Raw genomic sequence first — 19,710 nt, 5'->3', positions numbered from 1 at the left:
TTATTTATTAAAAAAATTACTGTTTCCTGTAAAGCTCAACATTTTTTAAGGAAAGCCTCTGCCCCAGCCAGCTTCTGAATTTTTCCTTTTCTTCGGCTTTCAGATCCTTATCCGCTTCGTAAAGAACGGCAGTTATATCAATGATACTGTCTTTTTCATTAACCAGCTTGTGGCTGGATATCGAAAGCGCATGAAGCGAGGGATAAAGGATTCTGGATTCCTTTAAAATCTTTACATTATCAAAGCTGTTTTCTGCCAGCTGTTTTTCCAATTGGGCGATTTTTACATCCTTGGCATTGATCTGGTTTTCAGTTCCCTTTATCTGGTTTAAAATATCTCCTTTCAGTGCACTGAACCTATCGGTGGTATCTTGGCGGATCACCAGATCAGTCCCTTTCAGAAACCTGTTTTTATCCATCAGAGAATCTAAACGGGTGATTTCTTTCTTTGAAAACCTTTTGGTCAGAAAAGCAAGTTCAAGGCTCTTTTTTGCAGGAGTAAAAGAGCTCTTTTTAAATATTACCGTATATCCCTTGGAAACAAATTCGTTTTCAATGAATAAATCCGCATTTTTTAAAAACTGCTGTTCACGGTAAAGCGAAAAGGCTAAGTAAGCGCTTGGAATAAGCATAACTGCGGTAAGCAGTGTAATGGTAAGACGGACCTGCTTCTGCTGGCGCTCATCTACCTGCCTTTTTGCGGGATATTTGAGGTATTTAACAATCAGGAAGGTAGCGATTCCTATAAAAACGCAATTGATGCAGTACAGGTAAAATGCACCCAGGAAAAAGGTCCACTGCCCGGTTGCAAGCCCGTAACCTGCTGTACACAGCGGCGGCATAAGCGCTGTAGCTATCGCTACGCCCGGTATGGGATTGCCCTTTTCTGTTCTGGTTACTGCAATCACCCCGACAATACCCCCGAAAAAAGCGATCAGAATATCATATATGTTAGGCGAAGTCCGTGCCAGAAGCTCGGACTGCACCTCCTTAAAGGGACTTACGGCAAAATAGACTGCAGAGACCGTCAGACTCACCAGTGTAGCGGTAAGCAGGCTGCGCAGGGATTTCTTGAGAAGATCAAAATCGTATATGCCAAGGGCAAAACCAGCACCCACAATGGGGCCCATCAGCGGCGAGATCAGCATCGCGCCGATAATCACTGCCGTGGAATTTACATTAAGCCCCACTGAGGCTATCAGTATTGCGCATGCCAGTATCCATAGATTGGCACCTTTAAAGCTGATGTTTTTAATTACGCTTTCCAGCGTTTTTTCCTTATTGTCTTCCCCTTCGCGCAGGTTCAAAAGATCGGTTAGTTTATTCATGTGGCCTTTTTTATACACTAATCTAAGCATTCTGCTGCTGGAAAGCAAAAATTAAAACTTTTATATTCAAAATCGATTTAAAACTTTTTTGTTTAAAAAACACCCGCAGGCTGCCTGTTAATCAAACATCATAGCCTTTAACTGATTACGATAGGCCTCCAGGGCACTTCCCTTGTCAATGTACCCGTAATAAAGCCCGTCCCTTATCACAGGGAGATAAAACTTTCTGCTCTTCTCGAGTCTTTTCATCATTGTTTCCATACTGTCTGAATAATCCAGGGTTTCGCATGCAGATTTCATGATATCTCTGATCAGAATATTTTCCTGCTGAAAGATGATTTCACGCACATCAGAAAAATAAATGACTCCTGCCAGTTTCTGATTCTCTGTAACGGCGAACATACCCTGATCGGTCTGGGTGATCAAAGCTCTTAGTTTTTCCATACCGTCATCTGCCGACAAGGTTTTGTGGTCAGCATGAATAATGCTGTCTGCATTAAGGGTCCATAGTATGTTGGTGTCCTTGTTGCTTGTAAATACATTTCCTTTTTTAACCAGCCCTTTTACATCCAGCGAATGCTGTTCAAATCGTTTTGAAATGGCATAACTTATAGATGCGGTGATCATAAGGGGAATAATCAGCCCATATCCGCCGGTTATTTCGGCAATAAGAAAAATAGCCGTCAGCGGCGCATGAAAAAGTCCGCTCAGTATCCCGGCCATCCCGACCATAGCGAAATTGCTTACAGGCAGATCGGTAAGCCCTGTGAGATTTAAAAACTTAGAGAAAAAATATCCCGCATAAGATCCCAGAAAAAGCGATGGGGCAAAGTTTCCTCCATTTCCTCCGCTGCCCAGGGTAATTCCCGAAGCAAAAGCTTTGAGCATCATAGAGAAGCCGACAAAAAGCAGAAGAATCCATTCATTGCTGCTGAAATCCTTGAAAAGCGTATTTTCCAAAAGCTCACCGGGATTCGCATCGGCAAGTGTTTTAATGCTTTCATAGCCTTCACCAAAGAGTGTCGGGAACACAAATACCAGCAGGCCGAGCAGCAGAGATCCTGCCAAAGCCCTCCTGTAGACTCCCATTTTTAATCCCGCGAAAAAATGCTCTGTCTTTAAAAAATTTCTGGAATAAAATACGGAGATAAATGCTGTAAAAAATCCAAGGAGTATATAAAATGGTATATTGTGATAGTCGAAAGTTTCCTCGTGCCTGAAGCGCAGCAGCACCTCTTCATTCAGCACAATAGCCGAAACCAGCGTACCGGTTGCAGCGGCTATCATAATAGGGGTAAAAGCTGAAATAGCCACATCAACCAGCAGCACCTCCACAGCAAAAAGCACTCCCGCAATTGGCGCATTAAAAGCCGCCGCTATACCGGCCGCCACACCGCATCCAAGAAGAAGGGTCCTCTCCTTGTAGCTGAGCCTGAACTTCTGCGCATAATTAGACCCGAATGCTGCCCCTGTGACCACTATAGGGCTTTCGAGTCCTGCAGATCCTCCCAGCCCGACTGTAAGCGAACTTGTAATAATCTGCGCATACATCTGTTTTGGCGGGATTATGCTTGCTTTGCGTGCCACAGTATGGAGAATCTGAGATGTTCCTTTTTCGATGTGGCCTCCCAGTACCTTCTTTACAACCAATACCGTGAGCAGGATTCCTGCAACGGGAAGCAAACTGTTTATAAAACTGAGTTTGAGAATGCTGTTGCCATATGAGGCCAGAGAATAGACCCAGTGTGCAAAAGACTTAAGAAAAATTACGGCAAAAGCCGACATGATCCCAACAATAACGCTGGAAATAAATATAAACTGCTTTGGGGAAAGTTTTTTCCTCCCCACAATCAGCAGCGCTTCGATCTGAAGAAGTTTTTTTTTGAACATTTAGAATTTAAGTGATTTAAAAATGGTACAAAAGCCCGCCTGAATTAATGCAGTAGTCAACCCTATGCATAATCTGCGTGGAATATAGTACAAACCAGTGCACGCTGCACAGTGCAGCTGTCCATCCTTAAATTCTAAAAAAGCTGATAGCGGTGCAGATGGCTGTGAAGCCTTATGGAATATAAACTCGTAAGACCGAAGAAGTCTCTGCCTGGATTATGATAAAACTGCTCATTTCTAAAAGGATAAAAAACAGCAAACTGTGCATATTCTAATTCTGTGGCTTTTCTCTTAATCTGAAAATCCGAAGAAAATCCCTGCTCAGAATCTTTGCTTGCAAAACAAACACCTTTCTTGATGCCAATTTGCAATTTAGGCGCATCTGCTGCAGAATCTAAAGCAGCCAGATAACCGAAAACTGCTCTTTTGGCAAACATACTTTGGTAGGCATCAGCTGAAAATGAATGCAGAAAAGCCAGAAATACATAAAAAAGCAGCAGACGCTTCATAGGTTTAATTTAAATGCAGAGCGGCAAAGGTACAAAACTTTAAGCTTGCTGCTTAAAACGGTCTTACCAATAAAAAATAAGCTTTCCAGATTCTGTCTCATATTATAAAAATTTTCGTACTTTCCATTGCGCACATCTGCATCATTTACACAGAGATAGAGCGGATATTTTTAATTAGGGTTACTTTTATATAAAGATCTGCTGAAAAAAAAGTCCAAAATGAAAAGATTTAAATGTCTTTAATAAAACTTAAAAGAAATTCACAATGAAACATTTTTTATTATTACTTAATCAAGACGTGCAGAAAAAGGCGGAACTCTCACCTGGAGAGATTCAGGAAATTGCCCAGGCACATCACAGTCAGGAACAGATTATATAATTATTTAGATCTTACAAAAAGTTTATGACTTCATTCTTACTATAATTTTAAACCGGCCTATTCGACTTTTCAGCCCCGACAGCAGTGGAAATCCTTCTGCGCCGGGGTTCGGCGCAGAAGATTGCAATGGATAGCGGGAAGAGCTCCAAAAAAAATAGCAGGCAGTACCCGCTGATCTAAATTGCACTTCAATAACAGAAAATTTTATAAACTACCAATCTTCGAACATTATCCTGCCGCTCTCTTGGAGCAAAAAATGATTAATATCCTGAGACCTTTGTAATTTTTTTCACTGGAAGTTTTGAATTACAGCATTACAATTTTAATTTCAGAGATAAAACCACCTGACGAAGGTTTCCAGGGGTAATCATGCCGCGGCCTCCGTACCAGTAGTGCTCATTTAGCATGTTATTGGCAGAAAGCGAAAATACATAACCTGTTTTCTCAAAGCTTACAACCGAGTTGATCAACGTATAAGGATTGGTGTAAAAAGAACCATTAGTGTTATTGATCATCAAATCTTTACCATAATGGCTGCCTCCTATCCCTAAAGAAAAACTGTTTAAAGCTTTTGCCTGGGGAGTATAATTAACATACCAGGTTCCTGAAAGTTTAGGACCAGAATCTACCGGTCTTAACCCCTGGGTAAGTGCATCAGAAACAATAAGCTTGCTGTCATTGTAGGCAAAACCTGCATGCAGAAACAGTCCACTCATCGGACTTGATTCTAAATCTGCTTCAAAACCCTTGCTTCGCTGCTGTCCGTCCTGCAGATAGGAAGCCGTATCACTGGGGTCCTGTCTTACCACATTGGTCACATCAATATTATAATAGCTCAAAACGGCATCCAATAGGTTCTTTTTCAAAGAAACTTTAATCCCGGATTCCCACTGGTTTCCATAAACTGGCTGAAAATTGGTCATCTGTCCGTTTACTGACTGGGGTGCCTGCGCCTGAAAGCCGTTCATATAATTGGCAAACAAGGCTATTCTCTGCTCAATAATCTGGTAACTGATTCCGAGTTTCGGAGATACTGCCGTCTGAGAATAATCACCCGAAGCGGTTTCTGTTAATAAATCCTCTGTCCCTTTGTTATTTATGTAATTAATCCGCGCGCTGAGCATTACAATCAAATTCTCTAATGGACTCAAAACATCTGAAAGATAAACCGAATAATGATCCTGAATGGCCTTATAATTCTCTGCATAAGACTTTAAGGCCAATTGGCCGGTAATATATTCATTATTGAAATAAGCATTCTGGGGATCTGCCGCAGCAGCCGGCACTTTAGTAAAATTCACAGATTTACTGGCAATGCCGTAGAGGTAATGGTAGTATTCAACTCCTGCAATCAGTCGATTTTTGATACCGCCAATTTTGAAATTCCCGACAAAGTCCTGCTGTATCTGCTGGCTTGTAATAGTCTCCGGATACATTCTGTACACTCTTCGTGTTACATTCTGGCTGTTATCATCCAATCTTAAACGGATGTAATCTCCGGGAGTCTTATTATTGACTAATACTAAATTGGTCTGCGATTTCCAATTTCCTGAAAGCCTGTAAATGATTTTTCCGTAAATATTCACCGCCTTATTGTTCATCGTAACCGAATTATCATTAAAAGAACGGTAATAATCCAAATTGAGTTCATCCGCCGATTCAGCAGCCCCTAAAGCCACTTGGTAGAGCGGATTATTTGTGGCAGTTTTGTTTAAAATTTCAGCATCAAGCTGGATAATTACATCATTGCTAAACTTGTAGGAAATACTAGGAGCTAAAAAAAAAGTTTTTGAAAACCCCTGATCCTGAAAAGAATCTTTATAGGTATAAGCGCCGGTTAACCGGGCAAGAACTTTTCCGTCTTTGTCAAGAGGCCTGTTGATATCAACGGTGGCACGCTGCAGATTGTAAGACCCGCCCGCTGCACTAATGTCGGCAAAGGTGGCATTCTGAGGTTTTACCGTCACACGATTAATGAGTCCTCCAAAAGTAAGCATAGTTGAACCGCCCCCGCCAAAAATTACCCCGCTTGGTCCTTTGATTACCTCCAGCTGGGCAATGTTAACCGGATCCATATCAGAGGCTGCATAACCGTTTACCCCGTTTCTGAAGCTCGAGCGGGTGCGAAATCCCCTGATGGAATAGTAAGGCGAAATTCCTGCCCAGCTCGGTGCAGCACCAGTAGCATTTTGCAGCATTTGATCCTGGGTGAAGAAATTTCTGTTTTTGATAAGCTGTGGTGAAACCGAAGCGGTTACCTGAGGGTTTTCCAGGTTCTTGATCGGCAGTTTGGAAGCCAGTTCACTTGCAACATCTTTGGACTTTCTCACTCCTTCAATAATCACCTCGTCCATTAAGGTGTATTTGCTATTTATGCTGTCATTTTTTTGTGCATAGATCTGCAGCGAAGCTGCCAAAGCTGCCGCAAAAAATATTCCTTTTTTCATTTTGTAATTTTTATATAACTGTAATTTTATTAGAATGCAGGCACTCTTTCATTGTTTATGCAGCAATGAAAAATCATTTCAATTCGTATTGAAATGGAAATTAGAATTTATATAAAAAAAGAAGGGGGACGAAAAGTTTCTGCTGAAACAGAAATAGGCTTGTCATCGGATCCAGCCTCAAAGCCAGCTTTGATTTCGATAGGCTCTATTAATTTGAAAGTGTTATGCAAAGCATCTAAAATGTAAACCTGCTCTGTTTTTTCTTTCAGGCTGTGCTGCATTTTATTTTCGTTATCGTTGAATTTCTTAAGGCTTTTTTGAAGTTCACAGCGGCCGTTGCAGGTGTTGAAAACCAGTTTCCGCTGCACGCAGATCGTTTTTGCGATTTCCTGCTGCTGTAATTTAAAAGATACATAAACAAACGCAGTGCCAAATGACGGCACTAAAATAATGCAGCCAAGCAATAAGATTAGATACTTTTTCAAAGCTGTTGTTTTGTTTAGGAACGCAAAAATAGTATTTTTAGTTTTTATTTTGAAGAAAGTTTTTTTTTACTTCATCAAAAAAAACACGCTGCTTAACTGCTTTTTTAGGCAGTAAATCCCTCCGACCTCCTAACATTATGAGCATCACTATCAATAAAGGCAGAAATGCCTGGAGCTGTTCTGAGATAAAATCATATATTAGCTGCATCAACTATTTTTTTGCGGGCTTATCGCCGCCCGCTGTTTTTTTAAATTAATTTGGACAATGGAAAAAGGTTTCTGGATTGAAAAAAGCTGGGGAGGGTCAGTGGATAATGACGGCCGTCTGGAAACGGCCGAAGCTTTTGAACACTTGCAGAATACGGCCGGTCACGGCACCGCGTTCTGGATCGGGTGCTATTTCAGCGATTATGTTCTGAAAGCCTGCACAGACAAGCAGCTTGTTCTGATCTACGGAGAGAACCAGGATCTTGAGATCAGAAAAACCATGAAGGACTGGGCCCAGTGCATCCTTCTTGCAGATCTGCTGCTTGCCGGTGAATTTCAAGAGCTTCTCCAGTATATGCAGAGCACTTAGCAGGCATGCAGCCTTGTGAATAAGGAAATTCAATATTTCCCATTAATAGGGCTTCCTCGGCAGCAGTAGAAGCAATGGCATTAATCCGAACTGCCGGGCCGGCTATGCCGCAGATCCTTCAAGCTCCAGCATATAAGAGGTTTTATATTTTTTGAAAATCCCGGCAGAAGCCTAAGCCAGAGCGGATTTAAAGATAAAACCCTCAGTACTGCATTTCATTTTCAAAAAAACAGAAGCACTAAAAAGACACGGCCATTGCCAGTCCATACTCCCTTCCGTTATATACCGGGACTATGACCCCGTTCAGGTTGTCCTTTTTTTTGAATATCCTGTTTTGGATCAGCGGGTGGATCCAATAGGCTATTTTGGTGCTGAGAATTCCAATTCCTGCTCCTGCCGCCACATCGCTGAACCAATGCCTGTCATTGTACATCCTAAAAAAACCGGTCCCCGCGGCAACCAGATACCCGGAGATTCCATACCAGACCGATACGTCTTTATATTCCTGATACAGGAATTCGGCTCCCATAAATGCCGTTGCGGTATGCCCTGAAGGAAACGAGTTGTTGGAGGTGCCGTCGGGCCTCATTTCACTGCCGGTCTTTTTAATTATATTTACTGTAGTTCCCATAATAAGATAAGCCGAAGCCAGGATGACAGTACGGTCCTTGAAGTTGTTTCTGCCTTTGATGCCGGCCGCATTCAGGGCATATACCGACAAAAAGGTACTGTATTGCGAGAAATCATCAATAGTTATTTTCTTGTCGATATGCTCGTTTAGCTCATTTTTAGTATCGGTATTGATATCTTGAAGGGTATGGCTTTCGAGTCCCACTACCCCATATCCGATTAAAACACTTGGGATAATAAGGGCCTGATATTTAAACTTGAGCTCTCTGCTGCTGTACAGACTATCGGAAGACTGGGACTGGGCCGCAGCTTTTACAGAGAAAACGCCTGCTAAAACAATTACGTAAATTTTCTTCATAGCTCTTTAATATTTTAGGATAAAAAGACGAAAAGCACCGGCTCGTCTTGAAACAGTTCCTTGATCATAATCCCGCTTTGTGTCAGAACCTGCAGAAAAGCTGCTTCTGGGCCATTGATAAGAATCAATAGCTTTTTTGAAATTTAAAAAACAATATGCTAATTTAAGTTTTTTTTATACATTAGTCCTACAAATTAAAAAATATTAAACAGATTTTATTTATATAATATCATTTTTCATTTAAAATATTTTCCAAATGATAATTGACATTCCAGCATCTTTATTCAAAAATAACTAAATTTTAAAATTAACACTTGATTCGAATGTAAACTTTACACCTCACCAATAAAAACAACGGCTCTATGGACAAAAATACTCGTAAGTACGCAAGATATTTCCCGGTTTTCATTTTTTTGCTTTGGTTTTTAATCTGTTCGCAGTTCATCCGATTGTGTTTTTTTATATGGCAGTACGATGAGGTTTCCTGGAATGTAGTTGATTTGATAAGGACGCTGCTTACGGGGCTGTTTTTTGATCTGGGCACAGCGGCATATTTTTCTCTGCCGGGCGTTATCTATTACAGCGTGATGCCCGATAAGTGGATTGGTTCGGTCCTGGACAAAATCCTTGTTTATTTCTTCACCTCTCTGATGGTTTTTATCCTTGTTTTCACTTTTCTGGCAGAGCTGACGTTTTGGGATGAATTTAAGACCCGCTTTAATTTCATAGCGGTGGATTATCTCATTTACACCCACGAGGTGATTGCCAATATAAGGGAATCCTATCCTCTTGGGGTCTTGATCAGCGGGGTTGTGCTTCTCAGCACGGCATTTCTGTTTGTTTTTCACAAAAAAAAGGCTTTCCAGTCCGCCTTTGATTCCAAAGCCTCTATAAAGGTAAGGCTCACTGTACTTTTGCCTGTGATCATATGCGTGCTGTTTTATTCGTTTTATATTACCAACAATCAGGCGGAATGGTCGCCAAACAGGTACAACTCTGAAATCTCAAAATCAGGGATCTATTCCTTCTTTGCCGCTTTCAGAAACAACCAGATGAAATATACAGAATTTTATACGCGCATTGACAACAGCAAGGCCTTCGGTATTGTAAAAAAGAAATTGGCGCAGCCTAACTCACTCTACAGCAGCAAGGGTTATTCGATACACCGCAAAATTACCGTCCAGTCACCTTCAGCTGAAAATAAAAATGTTGTTTTTATTTTGGTGGAAAGCCTCAGTGGCAGCTTTCTGAAGGAATTCTCAAACAAAGAAAACATCACCCCCTTTCTGGACAGTCTGGCCCAGAAAAGCATCTTTTTTGAAGACCTGTATGCCACAGGCACCCGGACAGTCAGAGGCATGGAGGCCGTTACTTTGTGCATTCCTCCCACACCGGGGCAGAGTATCGTAAAAAGACCAGAGAATCAGAATCTCTATACGGTCTGCAGCATATTTAAGTCCCGCGGGTACGACTGCAGTTTTTTCTACGGGGGCGATGGTTATTTCGACAACATGAACGCTTATTTCGGCGGCAACGGCTTTACGATTTACGACCGCGGAAGGGGCAGTCTTTTAAGCGACAAAATCAAGACCGTCCGCCATAACATACCCGACAAGGAGGTGACCTTTGAGAATGCCTGGGGGATCTGCGATGAAGACATCTACAATAAGATGCTCAAAACCGCCGATAAACAGCAAGCAGAGAAAAAGCCGTTTTTTAATTTTGTCATGACCACCTCCAATCACAGGCCTTATACCTACCCTTCGGGAAAAATTGACATTCCATCGGGCACAGGGCGTCAGGGAGCTGTAAAATATACCGATTATGCGTTAAGGGAACTACTCAGAAAAGCAAAAACCAGGTCTTGGTATTCCAATACGGTCTTTGTCATTATTGCCGATCATTGCGCCAGCAGTGCCGGCAGAAATGAAATCGATGTGGCAAACTACCACATCCCGGCCTTTATAGTGAATCTAAGCGGATATGAAAACCAAAAGATAAAAAAACAATGCTCGCAGATAGATTTGTTTCCCACCTTGTTTCATTTGTTCCGCTGGAATTATGAATCGGTTTTTTTTGGAAAAAACGTTCTGGATCCCAATTTTGAGCAGCGCGCCTTTGTGGGGACCTACCGAAAACTGGCATTAATGAAAAAAGACAGGATCATGGTGCTCTCCGACCAGAGAAAACAAAACTATTACCATTGGAAAAAACAGGACAACAGCCTAAGGCCGCTGGCAATGGACAGATCTCTTCTTGAGGAAACCATTTCATGGTACCAGACTGCGGATTTTCTCTTTACAAACAAAATGCTGAGATAATCCAAAAATAAAGTTCTGTTTTTCAACAGTATTAATTAATCGGCAGGTGTAAAATGAAACTTGAAATCATTTCTCGCGCTGATTATTTATAATGCTTTTAAACAGCACCTTACAATCTTTACCGTGCTTTAATTTGCTAACTTTGATTGATAAAAACACATGCCTATTATTTTTCCCTAGACCTGCCGACACCAACAAGGAGCTTATAAAACAGTCTTTGAAAAATACAACAGTATCCGGCCACTAGTTTTTCCGGCCGCCGCCCAAAACCAGATACAAAAAAAAGAATATCGAACTAATCCTTTGAAGAAGAAAATTATGAACGGAGCACATTATCATTTAGTACTGAACCACTTCCCTATCATCATACCCTTTATAGGCTTATTGGTCATAATCGGCGGATTTATGGTAAAATCAGAAATCGTAAAAAGAACGGCCTACTGCATTTTTATACTAGGAGCCTTAGCATCATTTGCGGCAATCGCAACAGGGGATGGTGCTGAGCAGACAGTTTTACAAATTAACGGGATTTCTAAAAATTTAATCCATGAACATGAAGAAAAAGCGGAAGTGTTTGCTTTGCTTTCTTATATACTGGGATTAAGTTCGATTGCCGCTTTATGGGGCAGCCTGAAAAAGAAATCCTTTGCACGCTATATCGGCTTTAGTATACTTGTGTATTGTTTGGTGGTTTTATATTTTGCACAGCAGACAGGCACAACAGGCGGAGAAATCAGGCATTCTGAAATCAGACAGCCCGGCAATTAATAAGTATTCCGATTTGTATCCTAAAGCGCTAGGTTTTGGAGGGCGGGTCTTGTTCCAAATTCCGAAATCACTTTATTTTAAAAGTATGATTTACTATATCATTTTTGTATCTTGCAGTAATAAAATGAGATCAAGTAATGTATACTCAAAAAGAGGCAGAACAGCTCTGCAGCTATTACAATAACAAAATAATGGGAAAACCCATTTACAAATTCAAAATGAAATCACCTTCAATTACAGCTGTAATGATAGAACAGATTTCAAAAAATGAATTTGATATTATCTGCTACACCAAAAGTTCTGAAGGTATCGGCTTTTTAAGGGATATCCGATCTGCTGCTAAAGAATTGGGACTGCCTGCTCCAGCAGATATATTAGCAGGCTGATAAAAAGGCAGTATCCAATAATTCTTATTTATCAGTTATTTAATACATATATCTTCCGTAAATTACGGAAATAAATCAATTTTTAGCTTCAAAGAAAGAACAATAAATAAGCAGAGACTCATATTTTTTATTTTCATCCAAACTAGCAAAGATTAATCATCAAATTTTGACCTGAATAATCTCAAAACTATATTCAATTTTGCCTGAATTAAATCTTGATTTAAACATTGAGTCGTTTGCATATCCACATTAATATTATATAAAATGAATATGGAGATTAAAAACAAAAAAGCCTGTGAAATAACTTCACAGGCTCTTTTTGTCTATATAAATCCAGCATTACATTTTTGGAAGCAGCACCGCATCCACAACATGAATAACTCCATTTGACTGGTTCACATCCGAAATGGTAACTTTTGATTTATTGCCGTTCTCATCGGTGATATATAGGTCTTTGCCTTCCATCCATGCAGTCAGGATTCCTCCGCTGACAGTTTTTAAGGATGCTTTCCCCTTGCCAGCCTTTATCGCTTTGACAATATCTGAAGCATTCATCTTGCCTGCCACCACATGATAGGTCAAGATTGTCTGTAAAGTTTTAATATTTTCCGGTTTCAGTAAATTATCAACTGTGCCTGCAGGCAGTTTGGCAAAAGCTTCATCTGTAGGAGCAAAAACGGTAAAAGGCCCTTTACCCTGAAGGGTTTCAACCAGCCCTGCCGCTTTCACTGCCGCTACAAGTGTGGTGTGGTCTTTTGAGTTTACCGCATTTTCAATAATGTTTTTGCTTGGATACATAGCAGCTCCCCCAACCATTACCGTTTTCTGTGCAGAAGAAGTAAATCCAAATCCAAGTGCCAAAACTGCCAAAGCTAAAAATTTTCTAGTTTTCATGATTATTTTTTTTAAAGTTATAATCTCATTTACGCTTTAAATTTCCATTCGGTTTTTAATTCTTACAGGAAAATTCAATATTATTTAGAAACAGCTGATACTGGGAGCTTTAAGGAACAAAAAAAATGCGTTTACTTTAAGAAATGAAAATGTAGCGGCAAAGATGCAAAACTGCGCAAGTGCAGCCAATACCGATTCCTCCCCAAAAAGTAAGCCGGATTCTAAAGTCAGTTCACCAAATAAATCTCCTTTTTGAATAATGTCTTTTATGGTTTCATTACCCTTATCATCAATGGCAACAATTTTTATGTTTCCTTTTTTAAGTAAAAAAATTCGAGGTACATCTGAAGAAGAAAAATAAATAACTTCGCCTTTTGAAGCTTTTTTAAAACCGGTAATAATGCACAATTGTTTGATCTGATAATAGCTCAAAGTCCTAAACAATTTATGATCTCGTAAATACCAATATTTTAATTCATCATACATAGAAATAAGTTTTCTTGCTGTAAATGTAATTTAAAAACCATAAACTTTTTATAATAATTAAATCTTCCCGATTCTTTCTGAACGTTAAAAAATAAGCCTCAAAAGACAACTTAAATATTGTTTTTTTATAAAGAACCTGCTTTAACAAAAGTCCGCCGTCCGCGCATGGTTTCTATAAAGTGTTTGTTCAATCCGCCTTGTCGCAGATAATCAGCCATTAAAGCTAATTGTGGGCTATCCCACATTGAGTTTGCTTTTACTTGAAGCGGAAAATCTCTCTGAAGAATAGCTGCTCTCGGAATCAATGCAAAATCACAGCCTTCTTCGAGAAGTTCTAAGGCACGCTGGGCGCTTATAATTTTTCCTGCAGCGGCTAAACGCACGCCTTTTCGAGGAAGCTCTATAAAAACATTCAACAATTAAATCCCAGACAGTAGTTCACAGCGCCAAAGAAAGACAATCCTATCTTAATTTAAAACTTTCTTTTCAAACCCTCCATAATATTTGTAGAATTGTATATTAATTTACTGCCGTAAACCATTTGAGTTTTTATATTTTTTTTGCATAAATCCCCAACAGGACATCCAAACCAAATTCATAAAGCCAATGAAAGACAGCCTCTACTTCCAGTAAGACAATCTCCTCAAATCCTCCATAAAATGGTTTGTAATCTGTCCTTTACGGGTCACTTGACAGGACATAAAAACAGTAAAAACCTACAAGAAAAAGACTCGCAAAAAGACTAAAAATTGGGCAAAAAAAGTCCATTTTTTAAAAATGGACTTTGAATACAGAAAATGTATATATTGTGAATTTCTACTTCCGAAATTAAATAAGTATTAAAGATTGGTGTACATTTAAGACACATAAACGGTACAAAATATAACACTTGTAGAATTCGACTATAATTATTCAGAGAAATTATTTTATTTATCTGTAAAATAACCAGTTTGTTTATTCATTAACATCGATACAATTTATATTCAATTATTATGGTATAATCGTGACACAGACATATTTTAAAACACAAAAATAAGCTTTACTTTAGCAAGCTTAGGTTCGAAACTGTATTACTCCTTATTAAAAAAATCATTAAATTATCATAAGAAACAGGTTATTATTATTCTTACAAAACTGTTATTCTACTGACCCAAAAAATTGGTTTATTTCTCGATGATCTTGCTTAACAATATTGTTGAGATATTTACATTGACGAATTTTAATCTTTGAAAACAAACGTTTATTGTAAACTTTGATTACACTGATATTAGAGCCACTTTTATCTATATTAATTACTGTTGGGCTGCAGTTAGTATTTATTGCCCTAATTAGAAATGAATGAGCGCTCTTTCTATGTCTTCTTTTAGTCAAAAGAAAATCTACTGTTTCCAGATTTATCCACAGCCCTATATAAATAACACCATATACCTTTAACTTTTATATAAGTTATATCCATTCTCCAACTCACTCCCACTCTGTTCATTCTCTTTTTCATCTGAGATTCGATCATTACGCTAAATTTAAACATCCAATGCTGAATCGTTGAATGATCAACTCGTATTCCACGCATTTTCATTATCTCCTCAACACCTCTATAACTTAATGTAAATCGTAATTTGAAATAGACTGCCTGAAGAATAATAGCTTTTGGAACAATGATCTTTGGTATTCATTTAATTTTTTTTGAGTCTCTAAAGATAATATGTTACGTACAGATGCGACAAAACCTCTATTTCTGTTCTTACCAATTTTAACTCTGGTTTAACTTGTTTAAGAACATTTTTTAAAGGTTTATTTATAAACTGATTTTCGTTTTCTTTTAATTTATTTACATCATTTGGAGTCTGAACCATTTGCAGCAGTTTGCTGCTTAAATTTAAAATTAGATAATACTAGTAATATCAGAATAATTTAAATTATTTTTTTCATTTTACCAGAGTTTAAATCGTTCATGAAATATTTTACAAATTGTTCTGTAAAGTCAATTAAGAAGATAGCTAGTTAATATAATATGTCTCTCTTTGTTTATGAATTGCATTTTATTTTCACTACTTAATTCGAAACATCAAATTGGATTTTTACTTAATCTAACTCATTTGAACCAATATTAAATCAAAAAAGATGAGCACATTACTGCTCATCTTTAAATCATTTGCTTCAAAAACGATAGAAATCTTTTGTTGATTCCAATCTAACGTAGTACAAACTCCACGTAGATATTTTCTAAGTTACTCATTAAGATTACTAAAAATATAAGTATATTTCAGTTTATTTTTATTCAATAATCCCTCTCCCAAAACGACACTTTCAAAATTAATAGACTTCTGTACCTTTTCTTTAAAATCTTTCGGAAAATTGTAATGAAGATAAATACTTCGATTGCGGACACTATCTATTTTAGGTACATAATCCTCTCCTCTTAAATCTATAGATTCAACTAACTGATCATGAGAATCACAAATTCGTAAAGTAACAATTGAGCCATAGGTTCCCTGCTCAACACGCCATAAAGATATTTGAAGTTCTGCAGATTGAACAACCTGCAATAGTTTCTCGTTGCTGTTAATTGAGCATTTTTTATCATTACCGCACGACATGGTTACGAAAAGGAACAATAATGAAATACTTCTTTTATAATTTATATATCTTTTCTTCATGGTATTAATCTTTGTAAAATATTTTGGAAAAATTAGTATTGAATTCATTTAGTGTTCTAGTACCTTCGTATCCTAATCTGATGAAATAATTTGATCTGTCATCCTCTCCATATGTACGCTGAAAGGCCCCATCAGAAGGTTTATGTGCGTAAGCCTGCTTAATAAAATCACTATGATTTTCTACAAAACTTGACAAATTATTACCGCTTAACTGAAAGGCACCAGTTTCGGCTAAATATTCTTGTTTATCATACCCATTGATTCTTGCAAAAGCACCTGCTGCATAATTTCCTACATCTCTATTACTTATGTATACTCCATTGCTTAACTGAGAACCACCGTTTATTCCTCCTTCAATAAAAGATTTGGGATCATATGCCCCTTTGTTTACGCCATGCATTGCATAAAAAGCTTTTCTAATAGTTCTAATAGGCTGCATTCCTGTAATAGTCCTTTGATTTGCCTCAAATTTATTAATCCAGTCTCTGGCTCTATTAGAACCAAAATCAATTTTATCACCTTTTTTAAACGATTTTTCATAAAGAGTTACTCCTACTTGTTTACTCTTATCATTGCTTAAATTTCCAGATTCAATATCCGCTTGACTATGTTTATATATACCTAAATTTCCATCTTCTCTTACTTCTATCACTTTTCCATTCTGATCAGTATGGGTAGAAGGAGGACCTGCAAACCTCCCGTCCGGATCAATAAAAAAAACAGGATTATCAAGAGCATATGTATAGGGATTAAACCTACGTGATTTTTCCGCCAGCGAATCAATATTCATCCAGCGACCTAAAGCTGGATCATAATTACGTGCCCCATAGTCGTACATGTTCAGCTGGTATCCTCCTATATTTTCATCCTGAAGCTCCTTACCGTTATACTTGTACCTCAGAGCATCATTAGTGGAAGGGGTGCCTCCATTGTAGCCCATATGTTTAAGCCCAAATGGATAGTAATTGTTCTCTTCCTGAATAACAAGTGACTTATCATAACTCAGACGGATATTGCCCAGATGGTCTTTGTACTGGTAAATATATTTATAAGTACTTCCTGAGACTTCAACATAACCTTCTGCTGTGGGAAAGAACCTAAGTGTCACCCCGCAGCTCTGACAGTCGGCCTTATACTGAAAACCTCCCTGATAATCTGTCGTTGCAGCATTAGAAGGAGAAGTTGTTGTGATTACTTTCTGAACCTTCTCTCCCGCAGCATTGTAAATGTAGGCAATATTACCTGCCGTGCCAAAGGTTATTTTTGTCGGAAGGTTCAAATGATTATAAGTTACCGCAGTTATGTTTTTGTTATTGTCCTGTATCAGATTTCCATTGGCATCATAGCTGTAATCATCAGCCGTATTGGCGGCACTGTCCACAAAACCGCCCGATTTTGAACCAGACGGCGCATTGTCTACAACTTTGGTAAGCTGGTTGCCTGCATTGGTACTTCCGTAACTGTATACCAGATTATCAATCTGGGTCATAGTCTCACTGTTTCCATTACGTATAAGGCTCAGGATATTACCGTTTTTATCATAAGAAAGTGTCTCATTGTAAGCATTGCTTATCGAGGATGCCTTTTTAAACACACCTTCTTTGAGCCTGTTCAGATTGTCGTATTTATAACCGTAGGTCCTTACAATACCATTATCAGAATTGCTGGCCCACCAGGTTTCAGAGATATTCCCGTTATAGAGGGAAGCAACTCCGCTTATTGCAGCACCGGGACTGTTGTAGTTAACTTTAAAAGCAAACATATCCTTAGGGTCCCCGGACTTAGTAAGGGTGCTGATATCATTAATCCCCGTCAGCCATCCTCTGATATTATATGTATAATGAATATTCTGGGTTGGGGACGTTTCTGTGTTACCTACTTTTTTAGAAATCAGCCGGCCAAGCTCATCATACGTATTACTGGCTATAAGTTCAATGGCTCCGCCGTTTATCTGATGGGTCTGGGTCATCAGACGCTCCTGGGCGGAATACGTAAAGGTATCCTTAGTGGTAAGTTCTGTACTCGATGAGAGTCTTTTGTGACGGGTTATGCTGTACTGTACCTTACCTGTGACATGTTAAGCCCCAGCACGTCTTGAAGTTTCTTTCCATTGTATTTGTACTTAAATGCATCATTTGTCGAAACGATGTTTTCGTTATATCCATTTACTTCAGGCCGAAGGGGGAATAGTTGTTTTCTTCCTGTATGACAAGATTCTTGTCAAAGTTCACACATATATTGCAAAGATGATCCTCGGTACTACCTACAAATTTGATAAATAATAGCATCCTTGTCAAATCCGTTACAATAGATATGGAGTCTCTGACATTCTTTGCAATGGACAACTATTTTCATTTCTTTATAAATTTCTTCTGCATCAACATTACCTTGAAATTTATCAAACAAGATATCTGAAATCATTAAGTATTGATTAGGACTAGGAATTTCTCCTAACCCTATTATATTCCCGCAAACACATTTTATTTTTGGCATATTTCGTTATTTTGGCATTATTTTGATATCAGTTATATTAGTAGCTCCAGTTCCACGAACTCTTTGTAAAGCATTACCAAGTTGAGAAGCCTCTACATTTGTTTTGGACAAATCTAAAACAATTCCCGTTGTTTGAGAATTTTTAGATACCATTGAAGAAATAATCCTGTTAACATTATTAGTTGTTGGTGTATATACATCGTATGGAACTCCATTTACTAATAAATCAGAAGTTCCACCTCCCGCCCTTGTTCCTTGAGGCATCCTTAAAACAACATTATTACCTTGGCTCTCCATAAATCTAGCAGCTGCCACTTCACTTTCACTAAATACTCCTCCAGCTTCTATAGTTAAAGCTGATTCGGTAACAACCGTTTTTTCTGCTCCAACTACATTCGACATTTCACTAGAAGTTAAAGCATTATTTGAAAAATTCTCCAATTTCGATGATGCTACACCACTTTTACCAGCTTGATGAGTAACCGCAATAGCAACAACATTTACGACAGTTGCACCTATTGCTGAGGGGTCTCCGTTAGCGGCTTTTTGAACTGTTTCTACAGCACTTTTAGCACCACTTGTTTCATAAACGGATTGTGCATATTGTTTAGCTGCTCCAGAAACTCCTCCTGTATTGTACGCTGATGCAACTTTTCGACCTTCATTTATTCCATTTCTAATACCATTATATGTACCCGTAAGAGCTCCTTTAACCATATTTCCACCTGCTGACCAAGCTCCTCTTGCATATGCTTGAATCCATTGACCAATACCTGGTCCTGGCCACATTCCATCAGGGTCAATAAAATAAACAGGATTATCCATTGCATAATTATATGGAGACCACCTATGACCATTCTCCGCCAGCGGATCAATATTCATCCATCTTCCTAATGCAGGGTCATAATTACGTGCCCCATAGTCGTACATGTTCAGCTGATATCCTCCTATATTTTCATCCTGAAGCTCCTTACCGTTATACTTGTACCTCAGAGCATCATTAGTGGAAGAGATCCCTCCATTGTAGCCCATATGCTTAAGCCCAAATGTGGAAAAACCGGTCAATTTGACCACCTAATTCCGGAGTAAATTGACCACCCGTT

17 protein-coding genes and 1 pseudogene are annotated in these 19,710 nt (G+C 38.7%); 4 read left to right on the top strand and 14 right to left on the bottom strand.

The window, feature by feature from the left end; genetic code table 11:
- Positions 1–16: 16 nt before the first annotated feature.
- From ACODST_RS13940 to ACODST_RS13920, 5 genes are all read right to left on the bottom strand, one after another.
- Complete coding sequence (locus ACODST_RS13940) at positions 17–1,327, bottom strand: DUF389 domain-containing protein (protein WP_488932724.1); 1,311 nt, start codon at positions 1,325–1,327, stop codon at positions 17–19.
- Between the two features lie 117 nt (positions 1,328–1,444).
- On the bottom strand, positions 1,445–3,217 hold the full coding sequence (locus ACODST_RS13935) for a chloride channel protein (protein ID WP_488932723.1): 1,773 nt from the start codon (positions 3,215–3,217) through the stop codon (positions 1,445–1,447).
- A 134-nt stretch (positions 3,218–3,351) separates the two neighbouring features.
- Positions 3,352–3,726, bottom strand: coding sequence for a hypothetical protein (locus ACODST_RS13930; protein WP_488932722.1), 375 nt, complete (start codon positions 3,724–3,726; stop codon positions 3,352–3,354).
- A gap of 693 nt (positions 3,727–4,419) precedes the next feature.
- Positions 4,420–6,552 (bottom strand): TonB-dependent siderophore receptor, encoded by a 2,133-nt coding sequence (locus tag ACODST_RS13925; RefSeq protein WP_488932721.1) that lies wholly within the window; start codon positions 6,550–6,552, stop codon positions 4,420–4,422.
- A 107-nt stretch (positions 6,553–6,659) separates the two neighbouring features.
- The gene (locus tag ACODST_RS13920; RefSeq protein ID WP_488932720.1) at positions 6,660–7,037 is read right to left on the bottom strand and encodes a hypothetical protein; all 378 of its coding nucleotides are present in this window, start codon (positions 7,035–7,037) and stop codon (positions 6,660–6,662) included.
- Positions 7,038–7,302: 265 nt separating this feature from the next.
- Here ACODST_RS13920 and ACODST_RS13915 point away from each other — a divergent pair, with 265 nt between their 5' ends.
- Entirely contained in the window at positions 7,303–7,614 is a 312-nt protein-coding gene (locus ACODST_RS13915) for a hypothetical protein (RefSeq protein ID WP_488932719.1), read from the top strand.
- Positions 7,615–7,852: 238 nt separating this feature from the next.
- Here the strand turns inward: ACODST_RS13915 and ACODST_RS13910 are convergent, their stop codons facing one another.
- Positions 7,853–8,602, bottom strand: a complete 750-nt coding sequence (locus ACODST_RS13910; RefSeq protein ID WP_488932718.1) for a phosphatase PAP2 family protein — start codon at positions 8,600–8,602, stop codon at positions 7,853–7,855.
- A gap of 362 nt (positions 8,603–8,964) precedes the next feature.
- Between ACODST_RS13910 and ACODST_RS13905 the strand changes: the two genes are divergently transcribed.
- From ACODST_RS13905 to ACODST_RS13895, 3 genes are all read left to right on the top strand, one after another.
- Complete coding sequence (locus ACODST_RS13905; protein ID WP_488932717.1) at positions 8,965–10,923, top strand: LTA synthase family protein; 1,959 nt, start codon at positions 8,965–8,967, stop codon at positions 10,921–10,923.
- Between the two features lie 303 nt (positions 10,924–11,226).
- A complete protein-coding gene (locus ACODST_RS13900) occupies positions 11,227–11,691 on the top strand; it encodes a hypothetical protein (protein ID WP_488932716.1) in 465 nt (154 codons plus the stop codon).
- Between the two features lie 137 nt (positions 11,692–11,828).
- A complete protein-coding gene (locus ACODST_RS13895) occupies positions 11,829–12,077 on the top strand; it encodes a hypothetical protein (RefSeq protein ID WP_488932715.1) in 249 nt (82 codons plus the stop codon).
- Between the two features lie 339 nt (positions 12,078–12,416).
- Here ACODST_RS13895 and ACODST_RS13890 read toward each other — a convergent pair whose 3' ends face one another.
- From ACODST_RS13890 to ACODST_RS13855, 8 genes and pseudogenes are all read right to left on the bottom strand, one after another.
- Positions 12,417–12,971: a fasciclin domain-containing protein gene (locus ACODST_RS13890; protein ID WP_488932714.1), complete on the bottom strand. Its 555-nt coding sequence runs from the start codon at positions 12,969–12,971 to the stop codon at positions 12,417–12,419.
- A gap of 84 nt (positions 12,972–13,055) precedes the next feature.
- Positions 13,056–13,457, bottom strand: a complete 402-nt coding sequence (locus ACODST_RS13885) for a cyclic nucleotide-binding domain-containing protein (RefSeq protein WP_488932713.1) — start codon at positions 13,455–13,457, stop codon at positions 13,056–13,058.
- A gap of 125 nt (positions 13,458–13,582) precedes the next feature.
- Positions 13,583–13,840 (bottom strand): hypothetical protein, encoded by a 258-nt coding sequence (locus tag ACODST_RS13880; protein WP_488932712.1) that lies wholly within the window; start codon positions 13,838–13,840, stop codon positions 13,583–13,585.
- A 754-nt stretch (positions 13,841–14,594) separates the two neighbouring features.
- Positions 14,595–14,913: pseudogene (locus tag ACODST_RS13875) on the bottom strand (DDE-type integrase/transposase/recombinase).
- Positions 14,914–15,685: 772 nt separating this feature from the next.
- Positions 15,686–16,114, bottom strand: a complete 429-nt coding sequence (locus ACODST_RS13870) for a hypothetical protein (protein ID WP_488932711.1) — start codon at positions 16,112–16,114, stop codon at positions 15,686–15,688.
- A gap of 4 nt (positions 16,115–16,118) precedes the next feature.
- A complete protein-coding gene (locus ACODST_RS13865; protein WP_488932710.1) occupies positions 16,119–18,083 on the bottom strand; it encodes an RHS repeat domain-containing protein in 1,965 nt (654 codons plus the stop codon).
- Positions 18,084–18,373: 290 nt separating this feature from the next.
- Positions 18,374–18,607: a hypothetical protein gene (locus tag ACODST_RS13860; protein WP_488932709.1), complete on the bottom strand. Its 234-nt coding sequence runs from the start codon at positions 18,605–18,607 to the stop codon at positions 18,374–18,376.
- A 6-nt stretch (positions 18,608–18,613) separates the two neighbouring features.
- Entirely contained in the window at positions 18,614–19,639 is a 1,026-nt protein-coding gene (locus ACODST_RS13855; RefSeq protein WP_488932708.1) for an RHS repeat-associated core domain-containing protein, read from the bottom strand.
- Between the last annotated feature and the right edge of the window lie 71 nt (positions 19,640–19,710).

This window comes from Flavobacterium sp. FG19 (assembly GCF_057809475.1).
The sequence above is the reverse complement of the archived record's forward strand: the minus strand, read 5'-3'. Positions and strand labels throughout refer to the sequence as shown.